The sequence below is a fragment of the Fictibacillus terranigra genome (genome assembly GCF_030412265.1).
Taxonomy (GTDB): Bacteria; Bacillota; Bacilli; order Bacillales; family Fictibacillaceae; genus Fictibacillus_C; species Fictibacillus_C terrinigri.
The window spans coordinates 424,424-442,139 of the sequence record NZ_JAUHLN010000001.1 but is presented as its reverse complement, the minus strand read 5'-3'; the positions used below and the strand labels follow the sequence as shown (position 1 = coordinate 442,139).

General features: G+C 46.3%; 16 protein-coding genes. 1 reads left to right on the top strand and 15 read right to left on the bottom strand.

Annotated elements, in window-relative coordinates; genetic code table 11:
• Window positions 1–40 precede the first annotated feature (40 nt).
• The 15 genes from hxlB to QYF49_RS02150 form a co-directional block, all read right to left on the bottom strand.
• A complete protein-coding gene (gene hxlB / locus QYF49_RS02220) occupies window positions 41–589 on the bottom strand; it encodes a 6-phospho-3-hexuloisomerase (protein ID WP_425589534.1) in 549 nt (182 codons plus the stop codon).
• Window positions 582–1,214, bottom strand: a complete 633-nt coding sequence (hxlA, locus tag QYF49_RS02215) for a 3-hexulose-6-phosphate synthase (protein WP_290397999.1) — start codon at window positions 1,212–1,214, stop codon at window positions 582–584. The genes hxlB and hxlA overlap by 8 nt, the downstream gene beginning before the upstream one ends.
• Entirely contained in the window at window positions 1,211–2,497 is a 1,287-nt protein-coding gene (locus QYF49_RS02210; RefSeq protein WP_290397998.1) for an MFS transporter, read from the bottom strand. The genes hxlA and QYF49_RS02210 overlap by 4 nt, the downstream gene beginning before the upstream one ends.
• Before the next feature lie 29 nt (window positions 2,498–2,526).
• Window positions 2,527–3,285, bottom strand: a complete 759-nt coding sequence (locus tag QYF49_RS02205) for a sugar phosphate isomerase/epimerase family protein (protein WP_290397997.1) — start codon at window positions 3,283–3,285, stop codon at window positions 2,527–2,529.
• Window positions 3,286–3,309: 24 nt separating this feature from the next.
• Window positions 3,310–4,314, bottom strand: a complete 1,005-nt coding sequence (locus QYF49_RS02200; RefSeq protein ID WP_290397996.1) for a LacI family DNA-binding transcriptional regulator — start codon at window positions 4,312–4,314, stop codon at window positions 3,310–3,312.
• 76 nt (window positions 4,315–4,390) lie between these two features.
• Window positions 4,391–5,227 carry an SDR family oxidoreductase gene (locus tag QYF49_RS02195; RefSeq protein ID WP_290397995.1) on the bottom strand — a complete coding sequence of 279 codons (837 nt, stop codon included), beginning with the start codon at window positions 5,225–5,227 and terminating at the stop codon, window positions 4,391–4,393.
• Window positions 5,211–6,302: a mannonate dehydratase gene (gene uxuA / locus QYF49_RS02190; protein WP_290397994.1), complete on the bottom strand. Its 1,092-nt coding sequence runs from the start codon at window positions 6,300–6,302 to the stop codon at window positions 5,211–5,213. The genes QYF49_RS02195 and uxuA overlap by 17 nt, the downstream gene beginning before the upstream one ends.
• Window position 6,303: 1 nt before the next feature.
• On the bottom strand, window positions 6,304–6,939 hold the full coding sequence (locus QYF49_RS02185; RefSeq protein ID WP_290397993.1) for a bifunctional 2-keto-4-hydroxyglutarate aldolase/2-keto-3-deoxy-6-phosphogluconate aldolase: 636 nt from the start codon (window positions 6,937–6,939) through the stop codon (window positions 6,304–6,306).
• Between the two features lie 13 nt (window positions 6,940–6,952).
• Window positions 6,953–7,972 (bottom strand): zinc-binding alcohol dehydrogenase family protein, encoded by a 1,020-nt coding sequence (locus QYF49_RS02180; RefSeq protein ID WP_290397992.1) that lies wholly within the window; start codon window positions 7,970–7,972, stop codon window positions 6,953–6,955.
• Window positions 7,973–7,977: 5 nt separating this feature from the next.
• Window positions 7,978–8,991 carry an ureidoglycolate dehydrogenase gene (allD, locus tag QYF49_RS02175; protein ID WP_290397991.1) on the bottom strand — a complete coding sequence of 338 codons (1,014 nt, stop codon included), beginning with the start codon at window positions 8,989–8,991 and terminating at the stop codon, window positions 7,978–7,980.
• Between the two features lie 13 nt (window positions 8,992–9,004).
• Window positions 9,005–9,967 carry a sugar kinase gene (locus tag QYF49_RS02170; RefSeq protein ID WP_425589533.1) on the bottom strand — a complete coding sequence of 321 codons (963 nt, stop codon included), beginning with the start codon at window positions 9,965–9,967 and terminating at the stop codon, window positions 9,005–9,007.
• A 287-nt stretch (window positions 9,968–10,254) separates the two neighbouring features.
• Window positions 10,255–11,733 carry a tagaturonate reductase gene (locus QYF49_RS02165; RefSeq protein WP_290397989.1) on the bottom strand — a complete coding sequence of 493 codons (1,479 nt, stop codon included), beginning with the start codon at window positions 11,731–11,733 and terminating at the stop codon, window positions 10,255–10,257.
• 101 nt (window positions 11,734–11,834) lie between these two features.
• Entirely contained in the window at window positions 11,835–12,833 is a 999-nt protein-coding gene (locus QYF49_RS02160) for a LacI family DNA-binding transcriptional regulator (protein ID WP_290397988.1), read from the bottom strand.
• Window positions 12,834–13,017: 184 nt separating this feature from the next.
• Entirely contained in the window at window positions 13,018–14,451 is a 1,434-nt protein-coding gene (gene uxaC / locus QYF49_RS02155; protein ID WP_290399018.1) for a glucuronate isomerase, read from the bottom strand.
• 673 nt (window positions 14,452–15,124) lie between these two features.
• Window positions 15,125–15,517, bottom strand: coding sequence for a hotdog fold thioesterase (locus tag QYF49_RS02150; RefSeq protein ID WP_290397987.1), 393 nt, complete (start codon window positions 15,515–15,517; stop codon window positions 15,125–15,127).
• A 354-nt stretch (window positions 15,518–15,871) separates the two neighbouring features.
• On the opposite strand from QYF49_RS02150, the gene QYF49_RS02145 reads away from it, so the two are divergent.
• On the top strand, window positions 15,872–17,614 hold the full coding sequence (locus tag QYF49_RS02145; protein ID WP_290397986.1) for an ABC transporter ATP-binding protein: 1,743 nt from the start codon (window positions 15,872–15,874) through the stop codon (window positions 17,612–17,614).
• The last annotated feature ends 102 nt before the right edge of the window (window positions 17,615–17,716 follow it).

Sequence of the window (17,716 nt, the reverse complement as noted above, 5' to 3'; positions counted from 1 at the left end):
CGGATATAAACCGGTTTAGTAATGGAGTGCAGAATTTGATCTACTCCAAGTTACTGTGACGCATAAAAGCGGATTCATTATTTTCAGTTTGCTTTGCACCATAGCTCAAGCACACCGCGTCACAAAAGACATGTACACATTGATCAAAAAGGGAGCCCAATGGCTGAACGCTAGCTGCTTCGTCTTCCCCTCTATATTTTGTTGCTGCAGGAAGGTGTGCCACTAGGGTCGAGTAATCTGCCAGCTCTGAATCCGTCCTCGTCGTAATCGCAATGACCCGGCATTCAAGCTCTCTGGCTTTTTTTGCCGTATTCACTACACTTTTTGTCGTTCCTGAACCAGACACCGCTGCCACCACGTCCCCAGATTTCAAGGCGGGAGTAATGGTTTCCCCTACTACGAAGACAGTTGCCCCCAAATGCATTAATCGCATGGCAAATGATTTCGCCATGAATCCAGACCTGCCTTCACCAACGACAAAGATCCGTTTTCCCGACTGCACATGTTCCGTTACAGCTTCTACTAAACCGGGATCAATCTGATCAACAACACCCTGAATCTCCTGCAAAATGGTGTTCATATCATTCACAAGCCTTCTCCTTCTGCTGTTTTGCCATCTCATAAAAGGTTTTAGCAGCCAACGCGGGATCATCCGCCTTTGTAATGCTTGACCCGATTATGGCAACATATGGGCTGTGTTTTTTAATTTCACAAAAGGAATCTATCGATATACCCCCAGCCATGGCTAACCTGTTTGAAAAAGAAGGGATATGCAGGCGCCCTTTTTGCCCTCTCATTTCCTGCTCATCTTTACTTACATGTGAACAAAGAATCGCCTCTTCAAATTGGCTGCACATTTGGATTTGTTCTTCGGATGCATTCAGCAGATCAACCATGACTTGCTTGCCATGCTTTTTAGCGGTCTCCATACAAGCTTCAATGGATACGGCTGGAGCAGTTCCCAGCACTGTTGCCACATCGGCACCCGCCGAAAAACAAAGCTCAAATTCATACACTGCGTTATCAAACGTCTTACAGTCTGCCACGATCATTATATGAGGAAACGCTTCTTTTAAAAGGCGCACGCTTTCCATGCCGAATTCCTTAATCAATGAAGTCCCTACTTCGATCCAGTCAATGTATGGCTCCACTCGATCAGCAATGGACAGCGCTTCTTCAATCGATAGCCGGTCTAAAGCAAGTTGAATATTCACAGGGATTGAACCTCCATTTTTTGAACGGAATGCTCATCTTTTGTTTTCACAAGCAATGTAAAGATGACGGACAGCAACAGGGAACCAGCCATAAAGATATAGGATGCACTAGGTCCGCCGGTCACTCCGTTCAGGTACCCTACAAAATAGGAACCGACGAATGATCCTAAAGCGCCCATACTGTTGATTAATGCCATTGCTCCGCCTGCAACATTCCGCGGCAGAATCTCCGGAATGATCGCAAAGAACGGCCCGTAAGGTGCATACATGGCCCCGCCTGCAATCACTAAGAGAACAAACGATACCCAAAAGTCAGATGTACCCACTGCATAGGAACCATAAAAAGCAATGGCGCCGATCAGCAATGAAACCCATACAAAGCTTTTTCGATTGAGTGTTTTATCGGAGTAATAGGAAACGAGCAGCATCCCGATTACCGCAAGGACATAGGGCGCTGCAGAAAGCCAGCCTGTGGCAACGATGTCCATTTTGGATGCCTTGGAAATAATGGAAGGAAGCCACATGACAAAACCGTATACACCAATACTCCAGAAAAAGTATTGAAAGCAAAGGTAAATAACCTTTTTGGATTTGAATGCTTCACGATAATTTTTAACAGGCCTCATCCCTGATTGTTCTTTTTTCATTTCCGTTTCGAGATTCATTTTCTGCTCATCAGTCAGCCATTTTGCTTCTTTTGGACGGTCATTCACAAGCTTCCACCAGATAAAAGCCCATAGAACGGCAGGTGCCCCTTCAAGGATAAACATCATGCGCCAATCGAAAGCCTTCAACAGATAGCCAGATAAAATAGACATCCATAAAACCGTTACAGGGTTCCCTAAAATAAGGAAAGTGTTCGCACGGGAACGCTCAGTCTTTAAAAACCAGCCGCTTAAGAAAACGAGCATCGCGGGCATAACAGCGCTTTCAACAACTCCAAGAAAAAAACGAATCGGATAAAGCCAGGCGACATTGGTCGCAAAACCGGTAGCCGTTGCAAGTCCTCCCCAAAGAATTAATGACCAGAAGACGAGCTTCTTTGCACTCTTCTTTTCAGCATAGATCGCTCCAGGAATCTGAAAAAAGAAATAACCTAAAAAGAATAAAGAAGCCAGGAGGGAAGAAACAGATGCTGTAATTTTTAAGTCTTCACCCATTCCACCGGCAACACCGAAACCATAATTCGCACGATCAAGATACGCCAGGCTGTACGTAATAAAAGCAATTGGAATCAAGATCATCCAGCGCTTTTTGCTTGCTAATGGATCAATGTTCTTCATGACAGTAACCACTCCTTTATTTTGTGATGTTACGCGTTTGCAAGAAGCGCTGTATAACTGCACGCTTCATTACCGTCGGATATGGGAAATTCAATAGCCCTCGGAATATCATTTGAAAAATGGGAAACAAGTTCCCTCCATTCGGAAGTTTCACCTGCAGGCAGAGGCAAGGTGACCAGCCTGCCGTTCTGTTGTTCGATGTGCTTGAAATGCAGATAAACCACATATTCTGAAAGTACTTTTGCCGCCGAGAACACGTCTTCCCCGGTAAATGACCAATTTCCAATATCGAACGTCATCTTTACAGGTACATGCTGCTCCTTGGCTTCCTTAAGGAAATGATGAATCTTTTCAAGGGAACCGCCATGGTTTGTCTGGTCATTTTCAATCGTGATCTGCAAATTATGATCGTTAGGGCTTAGTGAAGCCAGCCATTCTTTTAATTCCGTAACGCTTGATCGCTGCATGTTATAGTGGCCGAGTGAAAACTTGACAAGGGAAGCACCAAGTGTAATCGCTTCCATAACAGTCAATGCAGCTGCCTCTTTATTTAATGATCCTAAAACGTTAAACAAATCTACAGGCGCCGAATAAACGGAGGTTAAATGTGCTTCCTCCAACTGGGTGCGCAGGTCTTGCAAAGAACCTCCCTCCTCACTAAAAAGCTCTCTTCTGATCTCTGCACCCTGTGCCCCGGCATGGGCAATAAGCGGAAAAAAATGCCCCTGGCCTTTCTCCTGTACTTCTTTTGACTGAAAGGAATTTAAAGTAATAAAAATAGGCTGCATATTACTCCCCCATGCTTAACAGTATTAATCTGAATCTCTTTCAATAAGACTTGGTTTATAGCGAAAGATGTCCTCAAACTCTCTATCTTCTTTGTTTTTAATCTGGAACAGCAGCAGCTCGACAGCTTTTTCCGCCATTTCAGCCACCGGCTGAGCAACAGTCGAAATCGGCGGAGTAAAAAAGCTCGCAAACGGCACATCATCGATCCCGATCACTGCTGCGTCGCCAGGAATCGTTAAATTCCGTTTCTTCATGAATCTCAGCACTTCATAAAGGACAATATCATTCCCTGCCAATAGGGCATCCGGCGGTGCCGGCAGGTTAAACATTTCCTCAAGCACGGCCGGCAGCTGATCGGCAGATGCACTCTTCAAGTATGCTTTATTAACTGGCAGACCATGATCGGCCAGAGCGTTCTTAAAACCTTCCAGACGTTCCACCCGGGGGCTGATGTTTCGGATGATCGAAGTTGTAATCAGTGCAATCCGTTTGCGGCCATTTTTTACAAACTGAGAAACGGCCAGTTTTGCTGCCATCTGGTTGTCCAGCATGACGGTGGCTATATTCAGGTCCTTAATCGTTCGGTCAATAAACACGACCGGAAACTGCTGGCGCTTCATTCGTTCATAAAGATCAAGGTTACAGCCCGTCGGAAAAATCATGATTCCATCAACTTGCTTGGCCAGCAGCATTTCAATATACTTCTTTTCTTTTTCCGGCTCATCGTCTGCATTGCACACAATAATCTGATAGCCTTGTTCATGAAACGCATCTTCCATTGCCCTTATAATCTGAGTGGAAAAGGTGTGAAGAATATTGGCGACCACTACTCCAACTGTAAACGTTGCTTTTTGTTTTAAGCTGCGGGCCACAATATTTGGCTGGTAATTCAGTTCTTTGATGGTTTCTTCTATTTTTTTCTTCGTCTTTTCGCTCATATAATCAAACCGCTTGTTTAAAAACTGAGATACCGTACTTTTTGAAACCTTTGCATGTTTGGCTACATCAGCTATCGTAATGTTTTTCATGTGCATCATCCCCGTCCAATTCATTCCATTCAAACATTATAAGATACCTGAAAGTGCTTTACAATCGGGGACTTTGCTATACTCCGGAATAGGCCATGAAGCCTCCGTCAACAGGAACCGTGATGCCAGTAACGAAACCTGAACAGGATTCATCCGCTAGCCAGAGCAGTGTCCCGAGCAGATCCTCCGGCTTCCCAAACCGCTTCATAGGGGTGCCGGAAATTATTTTTTTGGACCGATCGGTATAACTTCCATCCTTCTTCAAGAGCAATCCCCGGTTTTGCGCCGTTAAAAAGAACCCCGGAGCGATGGCATTCACACGCAAGCCGGTTTCAGCAAAATGGACGGCCATCCACATGGTAAAGTTATTGATCGATGCTTTTGCCGCACTGTAAGCCGGTACCTTTGTCATTGGGGAATAGGCACTCATGGATGAAATGTTGATGATTGCTGGTGATTCTGCCTGCAGCAAGGCCCTACCGAACACTTGAGACGCAAGAAAAGAGCCGGTAAAGTTGGTAGAGAACACAGTAGAAAATCCGTTCTCATCCATATCAAAGAATGATTTTCCTGAAGCGTCTGCGTCGTACGTCTCAAAATCGGTGATCGCATCGGGATGGTTACCTCCAGCCCCGTTGATCAAAAGATCAATGGAGCCGAACGTTTCCAAAATCTCCTCCTTTGCCTTTTCAAGCGAATTCCGGTTTAATACATCGGTAGAAACAGAAAGGGCGGTGCCGCCAGACTGCCGGATCTCATCGACGACCTTTTGCCCTTTTTCAGCGGTTCGGTTCAGAACGGCCACCTTCATGCCGTGGCGGGCGAGCTCACGGGCCATCTCGGAACAAAGGACCCCGCTGCCGCCGGTGATGACAGCTGTTTTACGGTTTAAGTTTTCATGCACGGGAATCATAGGCCAACTCCTTTTTTGCGATGGACTGATAGGCATCCCATAGACCGTTCAAATACATGATCCCAAGCGCACGGTCATAGAGCCCGTATCCCGGGCGGCACTGTTCACCCCAGATATGGCGCCCATGATCGGGTCTCACATATCCTTCGTATTGCTGTTTGTGAAGCTCCTCTACAACACCCTTGATATTAATCGAGCCATCCTGAGTCAAGTGGGAGGTTTCTACAAAGTCACCATTGTCATGGATTTTGACATTCCGGATATGGGAAAACGGAGCGCTGCCTGCATATTTTCTGGCGATCTCCACCATATCATTGGCAGGGTTGGCACCCATTGAACCCGTACACATCGTAATGCTGTTGGACGGTGAATCTGAGATCGCGCGCAATTTCTCGTAGCTCTTCTCACCTGTTATGATGCGAGGCAAGCCGAAGATCGGCCAGGGCGGATCGTCAGGATGGATGGCCATTTTGATGCCGCACGCTTCTGCCACGGGCAGGATTTCATCCAAAAAGACTTGAAGGTTCGCCCAAAGCTTCTCTTCGTCGACCTCCTTGTAAGCCTCAAAAAGCTCCTTGATCCTCGCCATTTTTTCAGGCTCCCAGCCGGGCAGGGTCAGGTCAGAGGCTTCTGCCACCGTACGGATCAGCTCTTGGGGATCGAGGTTCTCCACTTTGGCTTTTTCAAAAAACAGAGCAGTGGAACCGTCTTCCAATGGGTGAAACATATCTGTTCTTGTCCAGTCAAAGACCGGCATAAAGTTGTAGCAGATGACCTTTACGCCAAATTCGGAAAGATTGCGGATCGTCTGCTTATAATTTTCGATATAATGTCCGCGTTCTTCATTGCCGAGCTTGATCGCTTCATGGACGTTCACGCTTTCTACGACCTCTGCATGAAAGCCGTTGGATTGAATGTATTCCACTTCAGCTTTTATTTCTTCCTTTTCCCATACTGCTCCGACCGGCTTTTCGTGCAGCGCCCAAACGATTCCCTTCACTCCCGGAATTTGTTTGACGTGATCCAGCGTGACGGTATCGTTTCCACGTCCGTACCATCGAAATGTGATATTCATCTTACACCTCCGAATATTGGTTCAAAGTATTCATATATTTTCTGCTTAACGAGACAGCTTCTTCATAACCGCCCTTTTGATAGGTTTTCGTAAGATCACTTCCGACACCGACAGCAACAGCTCCTGCTGCTAGCCATTCGTTCATGTTGTTCAAAGAGATTCCTCCCGTAGGCATAATTCGCACGTTCGGCAGAGGACCGTTGACAGAACGGATAAATGAAGGATCAAAGGTATTTGCCGGGAACAGCTTCAGTACATCACACCCGGCCTCAAGCGCGATTGCCATATCGCTGATGTTCATACAGCCCGGCAGATAAGGGACACTGTACCGGTTGCAGAGTGCGGCAATCTCTTTTACAAAATGGGAACTGACGATGAATTTTGCTCCGGCTAGAATCGCATGGCGGGCCGTTTCTGAATCCATGACCGAGCCTGCGCCCAAGAGAACGTTCAGTTGCCTCAATTCCTTGAATACATCCTCCACCTGAGGGGTTGTATAAGTCAGCTCTATCGCTGTAATTCCCCCTTCGACGGCTGCTTTGGACACTTCTGCTGCTTCATGCCTGTCCTTGCCGCGGATCACAGCCACAACCCGTGATTCCAGCAGCTTGTGTAAAACCGAGTATTTCGGAAGCATCTTCTCTCCTCCTTTAATCAAATGTTATAACCGCTTTTCGAACCTGATCAGGGTGTTCTTCTACAAACCGGAAAGCATCCTGCACATCTGCAAGTGAAAATGAATGAGTCACCAGGCCGCCATGCGTTAATTTTCCTTTGTTCAATAAATCTACTACTTTAGGAAACTGGTACGTTTGCAGCCTGGATCCTGTTACGGTTACTTCTTTTTTTGTAATAGGCAGCTGGGAGATCGCAGACGTTTTTTCATCAAAACCGAGCACGACCACATTCCCCGCCGTGGATACCGCTTCAATGGAAAGTTCAAAGGTCGATGGAAGACAGACGGCATCAATGACGACATTTGCACCCTCACCGTCCGTCCAAGCCTTCACCTGCTGCATGACATCCTCTTTTTGTGGATTTACAACGTGATCTGCGCCATTTTCCTTTGCGAAGGCCAATCGCTCTTCGTTTAAATCAGTGATCAAAACAGCGGCCCCAAGCAGTTTGGCCATCTTTAAAATACAGATGCCGATCGGGCCTGCGCCCTGGATCAAAACCGTATCGCCTTTTTCAACCTGGCCTCTCCAGACCGCCTGGGCACCGATCGTGTAGGGCTCTGCCATAACGGTCTCTTCCCATGGCAATGCTGCGTCAACCGCATGCAGCTGTTTTTCCGGCAATACAATCCATTCCCTCATACCGCCATCCTCATGGACCCCAAAAACGGAAAGAGAGGAACAAACATTGGGACGGCCCTTTCGGCACGCATAACATGTGCCGCAATAACGGATAGGTTCTACTACAACATGGTCGCCAGCCCGGAGATGGTGCACGTTTGGACCGATCTCTTCTACTTCTCCAGTGACTTCATGGCCGATCACCCTTGGGAGAGTGGCCAGCGGATTGGTCCCATGATAGATGTGCAGATCGGATCCGCAGATTCCGACCCGCTTTACTTTTACAAGAACATCATCCGCGTTAACGATAGATGGCTTCTCCACTTCCTCGGTCACAAGGTCAAATGCTTTCCTAACTTTAACCGCTTTCATTTTTCTCACCTGCTTTTTAAAAATTCATAAACACTTTCTGCAATCGTAATTCCTTCCACCCGGTTGCGTTCCTCATGCAGCTGTTCGATTTCTCCCGGCACATATACACGTTCGAATCCCGGAGCCGGCTCTGCGTTCTGCAATTCTTCGAGCATTCTGTCCATCTGCTCCAGGAAGACGTCCCTGTCTGTAAAGAACGAAGGGTTGATAGCACAAAAGTAATGGCCGAGTTTTCGCTTTTTGTCCAGGTCGCCGTACATACTGTTAATGTGAGGGCCAAACGCTGCTCCAGCGAGCAGACCGGAGAATACATCAACGATGACGGAAAGCCCATAGCCTTTAGGCCCCCCGAATGTAGAAAGCGAAACGACTTTGTTCGGATCGGTGACGGCTCGGCCGTTTTCGTCCACGCCCCATCCTTCAGGAATCTCTTTCCCTTCTTCCCGGGCCTGAAGAATCTTTCCGAAAGCCACATTGGAAGTTGCCATATCCAAGATAAACGGCTTCTTCAATTTAGATGGTACTCCATAGGCAATCGGGTTGGTTCCCAAGAACGAAGACTTTCCCCCAAAAGGGACCACAATTTTATCGGTGTGGCTCATCGCAATACCGATCAGCTTGGCATCGGCCGCCTTTTGTACGAAATAGCTTAACGCTCCGCAATGACTGCTGTTGACTGCCGTCACCATTCCGACGCCATTTTCCTGCGCCATCTGGATCGCATGGTCCATTGCGATATCGCCTATGACGTGTCCGAATCCATCCTTGCCGTCCACGATTCCCGTCACAGGACCTGTCCCTTTAAAGACCGGCTTTGCTTCCGGATTAATTCCGCCCGCCTTGAGCCGGTTCATATAATGTTCCGTACGAAGTACACCATGTGAATTTACATTCCGCAGATCAGCATGGACGAGCACCTCTGCCACCTTGTCCGCATCATCCCCATTCAAGCCTGCCGAAATCAGCTTCTGTATGACCAGTTCCTTAGCTTCTTCTGCCGAGATTTTAACCGTTCCCATAACTAATAGCCTCCTAGCGTTCAACAACTGCTTCTTTATTGATAAAAGACAAAACTTCCTCCATTAGCGGCAGCCCTTCATTATCACCGGACACAGTGGTCACTAGCGCTCCAACAGCATTGGCGAATTCCAATCGTTGTTCGGGTCCATACCCGTGAAGAAGCGAATACAAGTACCCGGCATCAAATCCATCGCCTGCCCCGACCGTATCGACAGGTTTCACCGGGAAGGCTTCCTTATGCAGCCACTGCCCGTCAGCGTAAAGCGCTGAACCATCAGCACCATCCTTAATGACAAGCTGACCGATCGAGTACCGCTCTGCCAGTGAGGTTAATTCCTTCTCTTCATCACTTCCGATGATGCTCTTAATCTCATCTCTTCCTGTCAGTAAAATATCAATATCTGGAAATAGCGTATGATACGCTGTTCTTGCTTCTTCTATGCTCCACATCTTCAGCCGTATGTTTGGATCAAAGGAAATGATGATTCCTTTTCCTTTAGCGATAGAGATCACCTTTTGAACAATATCCATATTTTTGCGGTGGATCGCTAAAAAGACACCGGTCAAATGGACAACATCAATGCCTTCAAACATCTCAGCCTTTATTTCTTCTGGCTCTAGGGTCAATACAGGTGATTGATGGCGGTAGTAAAAGGTTTTCCCAGATCCGTCTTCACGGATTTCCTTCACATTTAAAGAAGTGGGATACCCTTCTACCATGGCAACATCCGTCATATCGACTCCTTCGCCTTTCACAAAAGTATATATCGCTCTTCCAAACTCATCTTTCCCAAGCCGGCTGATCCATTTTGACCGAAGGCCCAGTCTGGCACAGCCGATGGCAAAGTTCAGTTCTGCCCCTCCTACTTTTCGTTCAAAAGCCGAAACAAACCGTAAAGGTCCTGTAGTTGCCGGATTTAAGGTGATCATCGCATCACCGAGCGTTAAGATTCCAAAATTCGTTGACAAATTCATACCCCTTTCTTTTTCTAATCATCCATGGGAGGGTATTTTACAAAATAAGAATTCTACTAAATCGGTTTGGTAAACCGGTTTAGTAGAATTCTAAATGAAAACCCTTACAATTGCAATACTTGTTTTCTATAAATTTTAAAATTTCTGTTTATTACAGTTCGAATTTCATAGTCTTTTAGCTTAAAAGAATGCGGCTCTTCACAAACGATTCCTTTCATCATCGTTTCCTTCCCAGGTCACGGAGGGCAAGAATCACGTTATCATTTCTCGAATCTGCATGTAATCCTTCATCTCACAACTCCTTTGCTTGAAATGGCAGTGTTTAATCCATGAAGAGCAGCCTTCATCCCCTGTTCCTCAATGGCTGTGAGGTTAGACGCAACAGCTGCCGTTAAATCAGGTATTTCAGCAAGATTCGTTCCCCACCACAGTTCGTTGGACAACACCTCGCCAGCCAATTCTTCTATCGTGATTTCTTTGTCATCAAATCTTTTCCATAGACTGCAGAATCCTTCTAAGACTTCCGGACTGTCGTCCAGCGGGATCTCCTGTTCTTCCCTTTTTCCTTTATAGAAGTAAAGAAGGGCGCTGAGCGCGAATACATGGCGGGAAGGCAGCTTTCCCTTTCGTTTTACAAAGTCCAGTACGGAGGGAACATTCCGTGCTTTGAATTTGGAGATCGCATTCATCGCCAGGCTTCTTAAGAAATGATGAATGTAAGGATTCATGAAACGCTCCATCACTTCCTCCGCATAGACTTTCATCTCATTCTGGGGATCATCCATCGCCAGAATAATTTCTTCTGTGATCAGATCCTTGATAAAAGGGCCTGTTACCTCACCGCTGACAGATTCACCCACTGTACGCAGCCCATATAAATAGCAAACAGGAAGCATGGCCGTATGGGCGCCGTTTAAAATACGCACTTTTCGTTCACGGTATTTCGCCAAGTCGTCCACAATAAAGCTGTTCAAACCTGCCTCTTCAAAAGGAAGCTCTTGTTTAAGCCATTCCGGTCCCTGGATCACCCAGAGATAATAGGGTTCGGAAACGACCATAAGCTCATCCCTGTAGCCCAGCTCATCCTCCTTTTCTTCGCTCGTGTCCTTCGGAAACCCGGGAACAATTCGGTCGACCAAACTCGAACAAAAGGTATTGGCCGATTGAAGCCAATCAATGAATGCCTCCTCCAGATTCCAATGCATCGCATACTTCAGAACGATCTGCTGCAGCTTCGGACCATTATCCTCAATCAATTCACACGGGATAATGACGCATCCTTTATTGACATCCCCTTGAAAGGCCTGATACCGGTGGTACAAAAAAGCCGTTAATCTTCCCGGAAATCCTTTTTGTGGCCGCTCCTCCAGCCTCGCATCCTCTTCGAACGCAATACCGGCTTCTGTCGCATTGGAAATGATGAAACGAAGCTCTTCTTTTTCAGCCAGTCTTACAAACTTCCCATAATCTGCAGCCAGATCAATACCGCGGCTGACCGAATGAACCACCACATGCGCGCTCGTCGTCTGCCCGTTCTTGATCCCCTGTAAGTAAAGCGTAAAAAGGCCGTCCTGCTGGTTTAATCGTTCAATTTTGCCAGAACCCCTCGGCTGGACCACGACAGCGCTGCCGTTAAAGCCAGCCTTTTCATTCAGCATCTGGATCTGCCAGTCGGCAAAGCCTCTTAGAAAATTGCCTTCCCCGAACTGAAGCACCCTCTCAGGGTAGACCGGATAATCGGAAAATGCTCGGTTTAATCCTTTCAACAAAAAACCCCCCTTTAATGCACACGTTAACAATAATGTTTCTCAAAAAGCCCAACGGGTTTTTTCCAGCCTTCGAGGATCATGTGAAAATCTCCGAATTTCTAACGATAGCTTTTTACCGAATCTCTGAGGATCAATGATGTTTTTTCGTAAAGAACTTCACTCTCAGCACTGCTGCCACCGATGGCAGCAAGAAGACGCTTCGCACCTTTAATGCTGATTTTTTCTACCGGACGCTTAACGGTTGTCAGTCTTGGAGTGGTATACTGCGCAAAACCGATATCATCAAACCCAATGATGGAAATATCTTCAGGAACTTTTAATCCTTTGGCAAACACCGCATTCATGGCACCGATCGCCATATCATCATTGGAACAGAACACGGCAGTAGGAGGCTGCTTCAGTTCCATCAGCTCCTCCATCGCACGGTATCCGCTCTGCATGTCATAATGGCCTTTTACCATATATTCCTTTTGTATCGGAAGCTTATATTGCATAAGAGCCGCCATGTATCCTTCTTTCCGTTCCTGTGAAGATTTAAAAGCCTTCTTCCCTTCAATAATGGCGATATCTTTATGCCCATTGGTGATCAGGTATTCAACCGCCTGACGGGAACCCTCTTGATCATCTGACAGCAGGTTGATGATGTCTCGGCCCTGGATTTCGCGGTTGAGTACAACGAGCGGAATATTCTTTTGAAGGACGTGATAAATGAACGTATTGTCGATCTCACTCTGGCTCATTAGAATGATGCCGTCGAACCTCATGTTATTGATGGAAGTGAAATCATCATAGTCGTCGATTCCCCGTACGAACAGGTTAAAATCCTGGCTGATCACACTGTTGACGCCTTTGATTGTGTCTGCCAAAAAGCTCGGCGATGTTCCGTTGCTGATGCTCGTAAAAAACAGCCCAATCGTATGGGATTTTTGCATGACCAGGTTTTTCGCATTGTAATTTGGCGTATAGTTCAGCTGGGAGGCAATCTCAAGTATTTTTCGTTTTGTCGGTTCCTTAATTAAAGGGCTATTATTCAATGCTCTCGAAACCGTTGTATGAGAAACATTAGCCAATTTTGCGATGTCTTTTATCGTTACCATGTCTTTTCATCCTTTTGCATCCTCTTAGGAAAACCGTTTTTTCTATTCTATCACGATGTACCCCATACCCAAACTGTAGATGATCACGTTTTCAAAATGAGTTATCCTTTTTGATGCCCAAAGCCATATGAGACCTGTTATTATTTGATTTTAAGTCAAGAGATTCTCATTTCTTTTTACGGTTTCACACCGATGCAGGACGGCCTGCCTCTTTGTCTTGAAACTGAAAATATTCCTTCGCATTTTCATAGGAAATCCCTTGTACGATGGAGCCCAAAAGCTCCAAATCTTCCGGTACCTCTCCATTTCCCACCCATTCTCCAATCAGATTGCAGACAATTCTTCTAAAATACTCATGCCGCGTATACGATAGAAAACTTCGGGAATCCGTCAGCATCCCGATAAACCGGCTGAAAAGTCCAACGTTGGACAGCGCTTTCATTTGATCCAGCATTCCATCCTTCGTATCGTTAAACCACCAGGCGGTTCCATACTGAATCTTTCCGGGTGTGATGCCATCCTGAAAACTATTAATCATGCTGGCGATCACATAGTTGTCCTTTGGGTTCAGAGAATAGAGAACGGTTTTTGGCAGTTTGCCGACACGGTCCAGCGAATCCAGCAGCTGAACGAGCGGTTTCGCGACTTCGTCATCATTCATGGCATCATAGCCCGTGTCAGGACCAAGCAGCTTAAACATTTTCGTGTTATTGTTTCGGAGTACATTAATATGGAACTGCATCGCCCAATCCAATTCCGCGTACAGCTTCCCTAGGAACTGCAGCGTATAGGTCTTGTATTTCTTCTCCTCCTCATGGGTCACCTCTGTTCCCGACAATCGCCTTTTAAAGATTTCAGATACTTCCGCTTTGGTCGTTTCTTCATAGATCATGGAATCTATTCCATGGTCCGAAACCCTTCCTCCAAGTGAATGGAAATAGTGAACTCTCGATTCCAGTGATTCCAGAAAACCGCCGTAGGATTCGATCGTATGTCCAGCCGCTTCTGCAAGCTTTTCGACCCACGGAAGGAACGTATCGCGGTTGATCTCAAGCCCCTTATCCGGCCGAAAGCCGGGCAGAATGCTGACCGGAAAATCTTTAGTCTCTTTTAAAAGGGCATGGTACTCGAGTGTATCTGTCGGATCATCCGTTGTGCAGATCACCTTTACATTAGAACGGGTGATGAGTTCTCTTGCTCCAAACCCTCCACCGCTTAACAGGGCGTTTGTCCGCTCCCAGATCTCCGGGGCACTCTTTTCATTTACAATGTCATGGATTCCAAAGAAACGCTGCAGTTCCAAATGGGTCCAGTTGTATAATGGATTCCCGATCGTCATCGGAACCGTTTTGGCCCACGCCATAAACTTATCGTAATCTGAAGCACTCCCCGTAATGTACTCTTCGGATATACCATTTGCCCTCATGACACGCCATTTATAATGATCACCAGATAACCATACATCCGTAATATTCTTGAATGTTTTATTTTCATAAATTTCCTTAGGACTTAAATGGCAGTGGTAATCAATAATCGGCATCTTGCCTGCATAGTCATGATAAAGTACCTTTGCTGTCTCATTCTTAAGCAGAAAATCCTCGTCCATAAACTTTCCCATCATTTCACCATCTTTCTTGTTTAATAATGTTAATGCTACTATTTTTCGGATAAAAGAAACGGTTTCTTCTGGGTATTTTGAGAAATGCCGTTAAGGAGCAACCGGAAATGTTAACGTTAACATTTTCGATGTGGTTTATTGTACAACGCCCCCTGCTGAAGTACAATAATTTTTGGGAATTTTCCGACTTTTATTCGGATCAAACATCATGATTGGCCACATTTGCACACAAACTGGGTATGAGAAAGCAAGATTAAGAAAGATTTCACTTAAGGAAGTGTAAGAATGCATAAAACCATGAGCAGGAAATGCCAAACGGTCCAGAACTGAATGCGAGAACGCGAATGTGTGTTAATCCTCCCCTATTAGTGCTGTTAATCGGCTGGCTATGCAACTGCTGAGCCCAAACTTAATCACTTAGAATCCCGCAATCTTGGTTAACACTTTAGTCAGCACTTAGATAAACCCTTATAACGGCCTTTCGTTATAAGGGTTTAGTTGGTAATTCCCTCATCTTTTACAGGGCCGAAAGTTATCTAAAATTGCTGATATCCCCATCACTAATGAAAAAGGATGATAACAAAATTAGATTTAAAACTCTGGCTGTATCTCTAGAATCCGCCTTTTACGATACGAGAGGGTGTCACATCGCAATGCGGCACCCTCTCCCCCCTTATCTTTTTGCCATAATCGCCATCGTGCAGCGGGAAACACAGACGAGCTTTCCTTCCTCATCCGTAATCTTGATATCCCAGATCATCGATGTTCTGCCTTTATGGAGAGGTATGGCTGTGGCCGTAACAATCCCGTCACGCTTGCCGCGCAGGTGGTTCGCGTTGATCTCCATGCCAACCGCCATCTCCGTTTCCTCGTCAATAAAATGATAGGTTCCAACACTTGCAATAGTTTCCGCAAGAGCGACAGACGCTCCGCCGTGAAGCAGGCCGAACGGCTGATGGGTCGCGGCGTGGACCGGCATAGTAGCTACTGCTTTTTCATCTGACAGTTCCACAATTTCAATCCCAAGCGCGCCCAGCATCGTATCCTCTAAATTTTTCATCTCCATCCTTCTGCACCCCTTATGTAATATTGACTATATTTTCAGAATATATGACATTGAGCCGGGCGACAAGAAAAAAGCAGGGGGTATCCATCGTCCTCCAAAATGCTGCATACGTGATTTCCCCTTTTCATGCTGAAGCCTCCTGTTAAAAATTTTATCTCGAATCACTTTTTGTAAAAAGGCAGTCACACTTTTAAGGAGAAATCGCTTACAATGGAAATAACAATAAACAAGGAGGAATTTAAATGAAAAACACGAGAACTCAATCACTCCAAGCATATGAGGGTGGAACACGTTCTTAAAGGTAACGGTGTACCCCCTTATGTGTGCCTAGCTCATAACACAAAGGGGTAAAACATGCATTTTCCAATAAAAAAATTTCTCTCGTATTACAGACCATATTTACGTTTGTTTCTTTCGGTGCTGGCGTGTGCGTTTATCGCATCCGCTGTCACCCTGGTCATTCCGCTGCTCGTTCGGTACATTACAAAAGATGTTCTTGAAGGAGACTTGTCCATTGCACTGGGCAAAGTGTGCTGGATTGGCGGATTGATGCTCATTTTAGTCGCCATTCAGAATATCGGTAACTACGTAGTGGACTACAAAGGCCATGAAGTCGGCGGAAGGATGGAACGAGACTTGCGCAGCGAGCTGTTCGCGCATATGCAAAAGCTCTCCTTCAGCTTTTACGATAAGGAGAAGACCGGCCAGCTCATGTCCCGAATCACGAATGACCTGCTGCTGCTTTCCGAGCTGTACCATCACGGTCCCGAGGACTACCTGAAGTATCTCGTCCGTTTTATCGGAGCCTTCGTGATCCTGTTCATGATCAATGCACCATTAACGCTCGCTGTCTTCTGTTTCTTGCCGATCATCGGTGTCTTTTCCCTCGTTCTTAATAAATGGCTCAACCGGGCATATAAAAGAAACAAAGAGCGGATTGCAGACGTGAACGCACAGGTCGAGGACAGCCTTTCCGGAATCCGGGTCGTACAATCTTTCGCCAATGAGCAGGCAGAAATCAGGAAGTTTAATCAGGAAAATCAGCGGTTCTTCGAAAGCCGAAAAAGTACGTACAAAGCGGAAGCCATCTACTACGATGGTGTTGAAACGCTCATTCAGCTGATTACAATCACGGTGATTGTGTTCGGCAGTGCCAGTATTGTTCATCACAAGCTGGATCTGGCGGATCTCATCACGTTTCTGCTGTACATCGGCTATATGGTCGAACCGATTCAAAAGCTGACCCATATGAGCACCCAGCTACAAGAAGGAATAACCGGCTTCCAGCGCTTTATGGAAATCATGAATGTGAATCCGGCGATCGAGAGCAAGCGAGATGCCGTGAAACTTGATAGGGTGAATGGCGAGATATCGTTCAAGAATGTTTCTTTCCGTTACGATGATGATTTCGCTCCTGTCTTCGCCGATTTATCGCTGCGGGTACACCCGGGTGAATACGTCGCATTGGTTGGTCCGTCGGGTGCGGGAAAAACGACACTATGCTCGCTCATCCCCCGCTTTTATGATGTATCAGAGGGTGAGGTTCTTGTAGACGGGTGGAATGTCCGTGACATTGACCTGAAGTCCTTACGAAATCAAATCGGTATCGTTCAGCAGGATGTGTACCTTTTCTCGGGGACAGTGATGGATAACATTCGCTATGGAAAACCGGGGGCGAGTGACGAGGAAATTGTGGCGGCAGCCAAGCGAGCCAATGCCCATGACTTTATCATGAACCTGCCCAACGGCTATCACTCCGAAATCGGGCAGCGCGGCGTCAGGCTTTCCGGCGGCCAAAAACAGCGATTGAGCATCGCGCGTGTGTTCTTAAAAAACCCGCCAGTCCTCATATTAGATGAGGCTACGAGCGCACTGGATAACGAGAGTGAGAGCATCATTAAAGATTCACTCGAACACTTAGCAAAAGGGCGTACAACGATCGTCATCGCCCATCGCCTGTCCACGATTCGCAAGGCAGAGCGGATCATCGTCTTAACTGAAGATGGCATTGTGGAAGAAGGCACACACGAGGCATTGCTTGCTCGAGATGGTGTCTATGCTCATCTGTACGCCAAACAGTTTGAATTACAGGTATAATGATTTTAAGAAATCGGCTCACGCACGCGCGGAGGCCGATTTTTTTGGTTGTTCTGTCCTAGGACAAGTCCTGAACGCCGGCATATACTATAGGAATCCTAG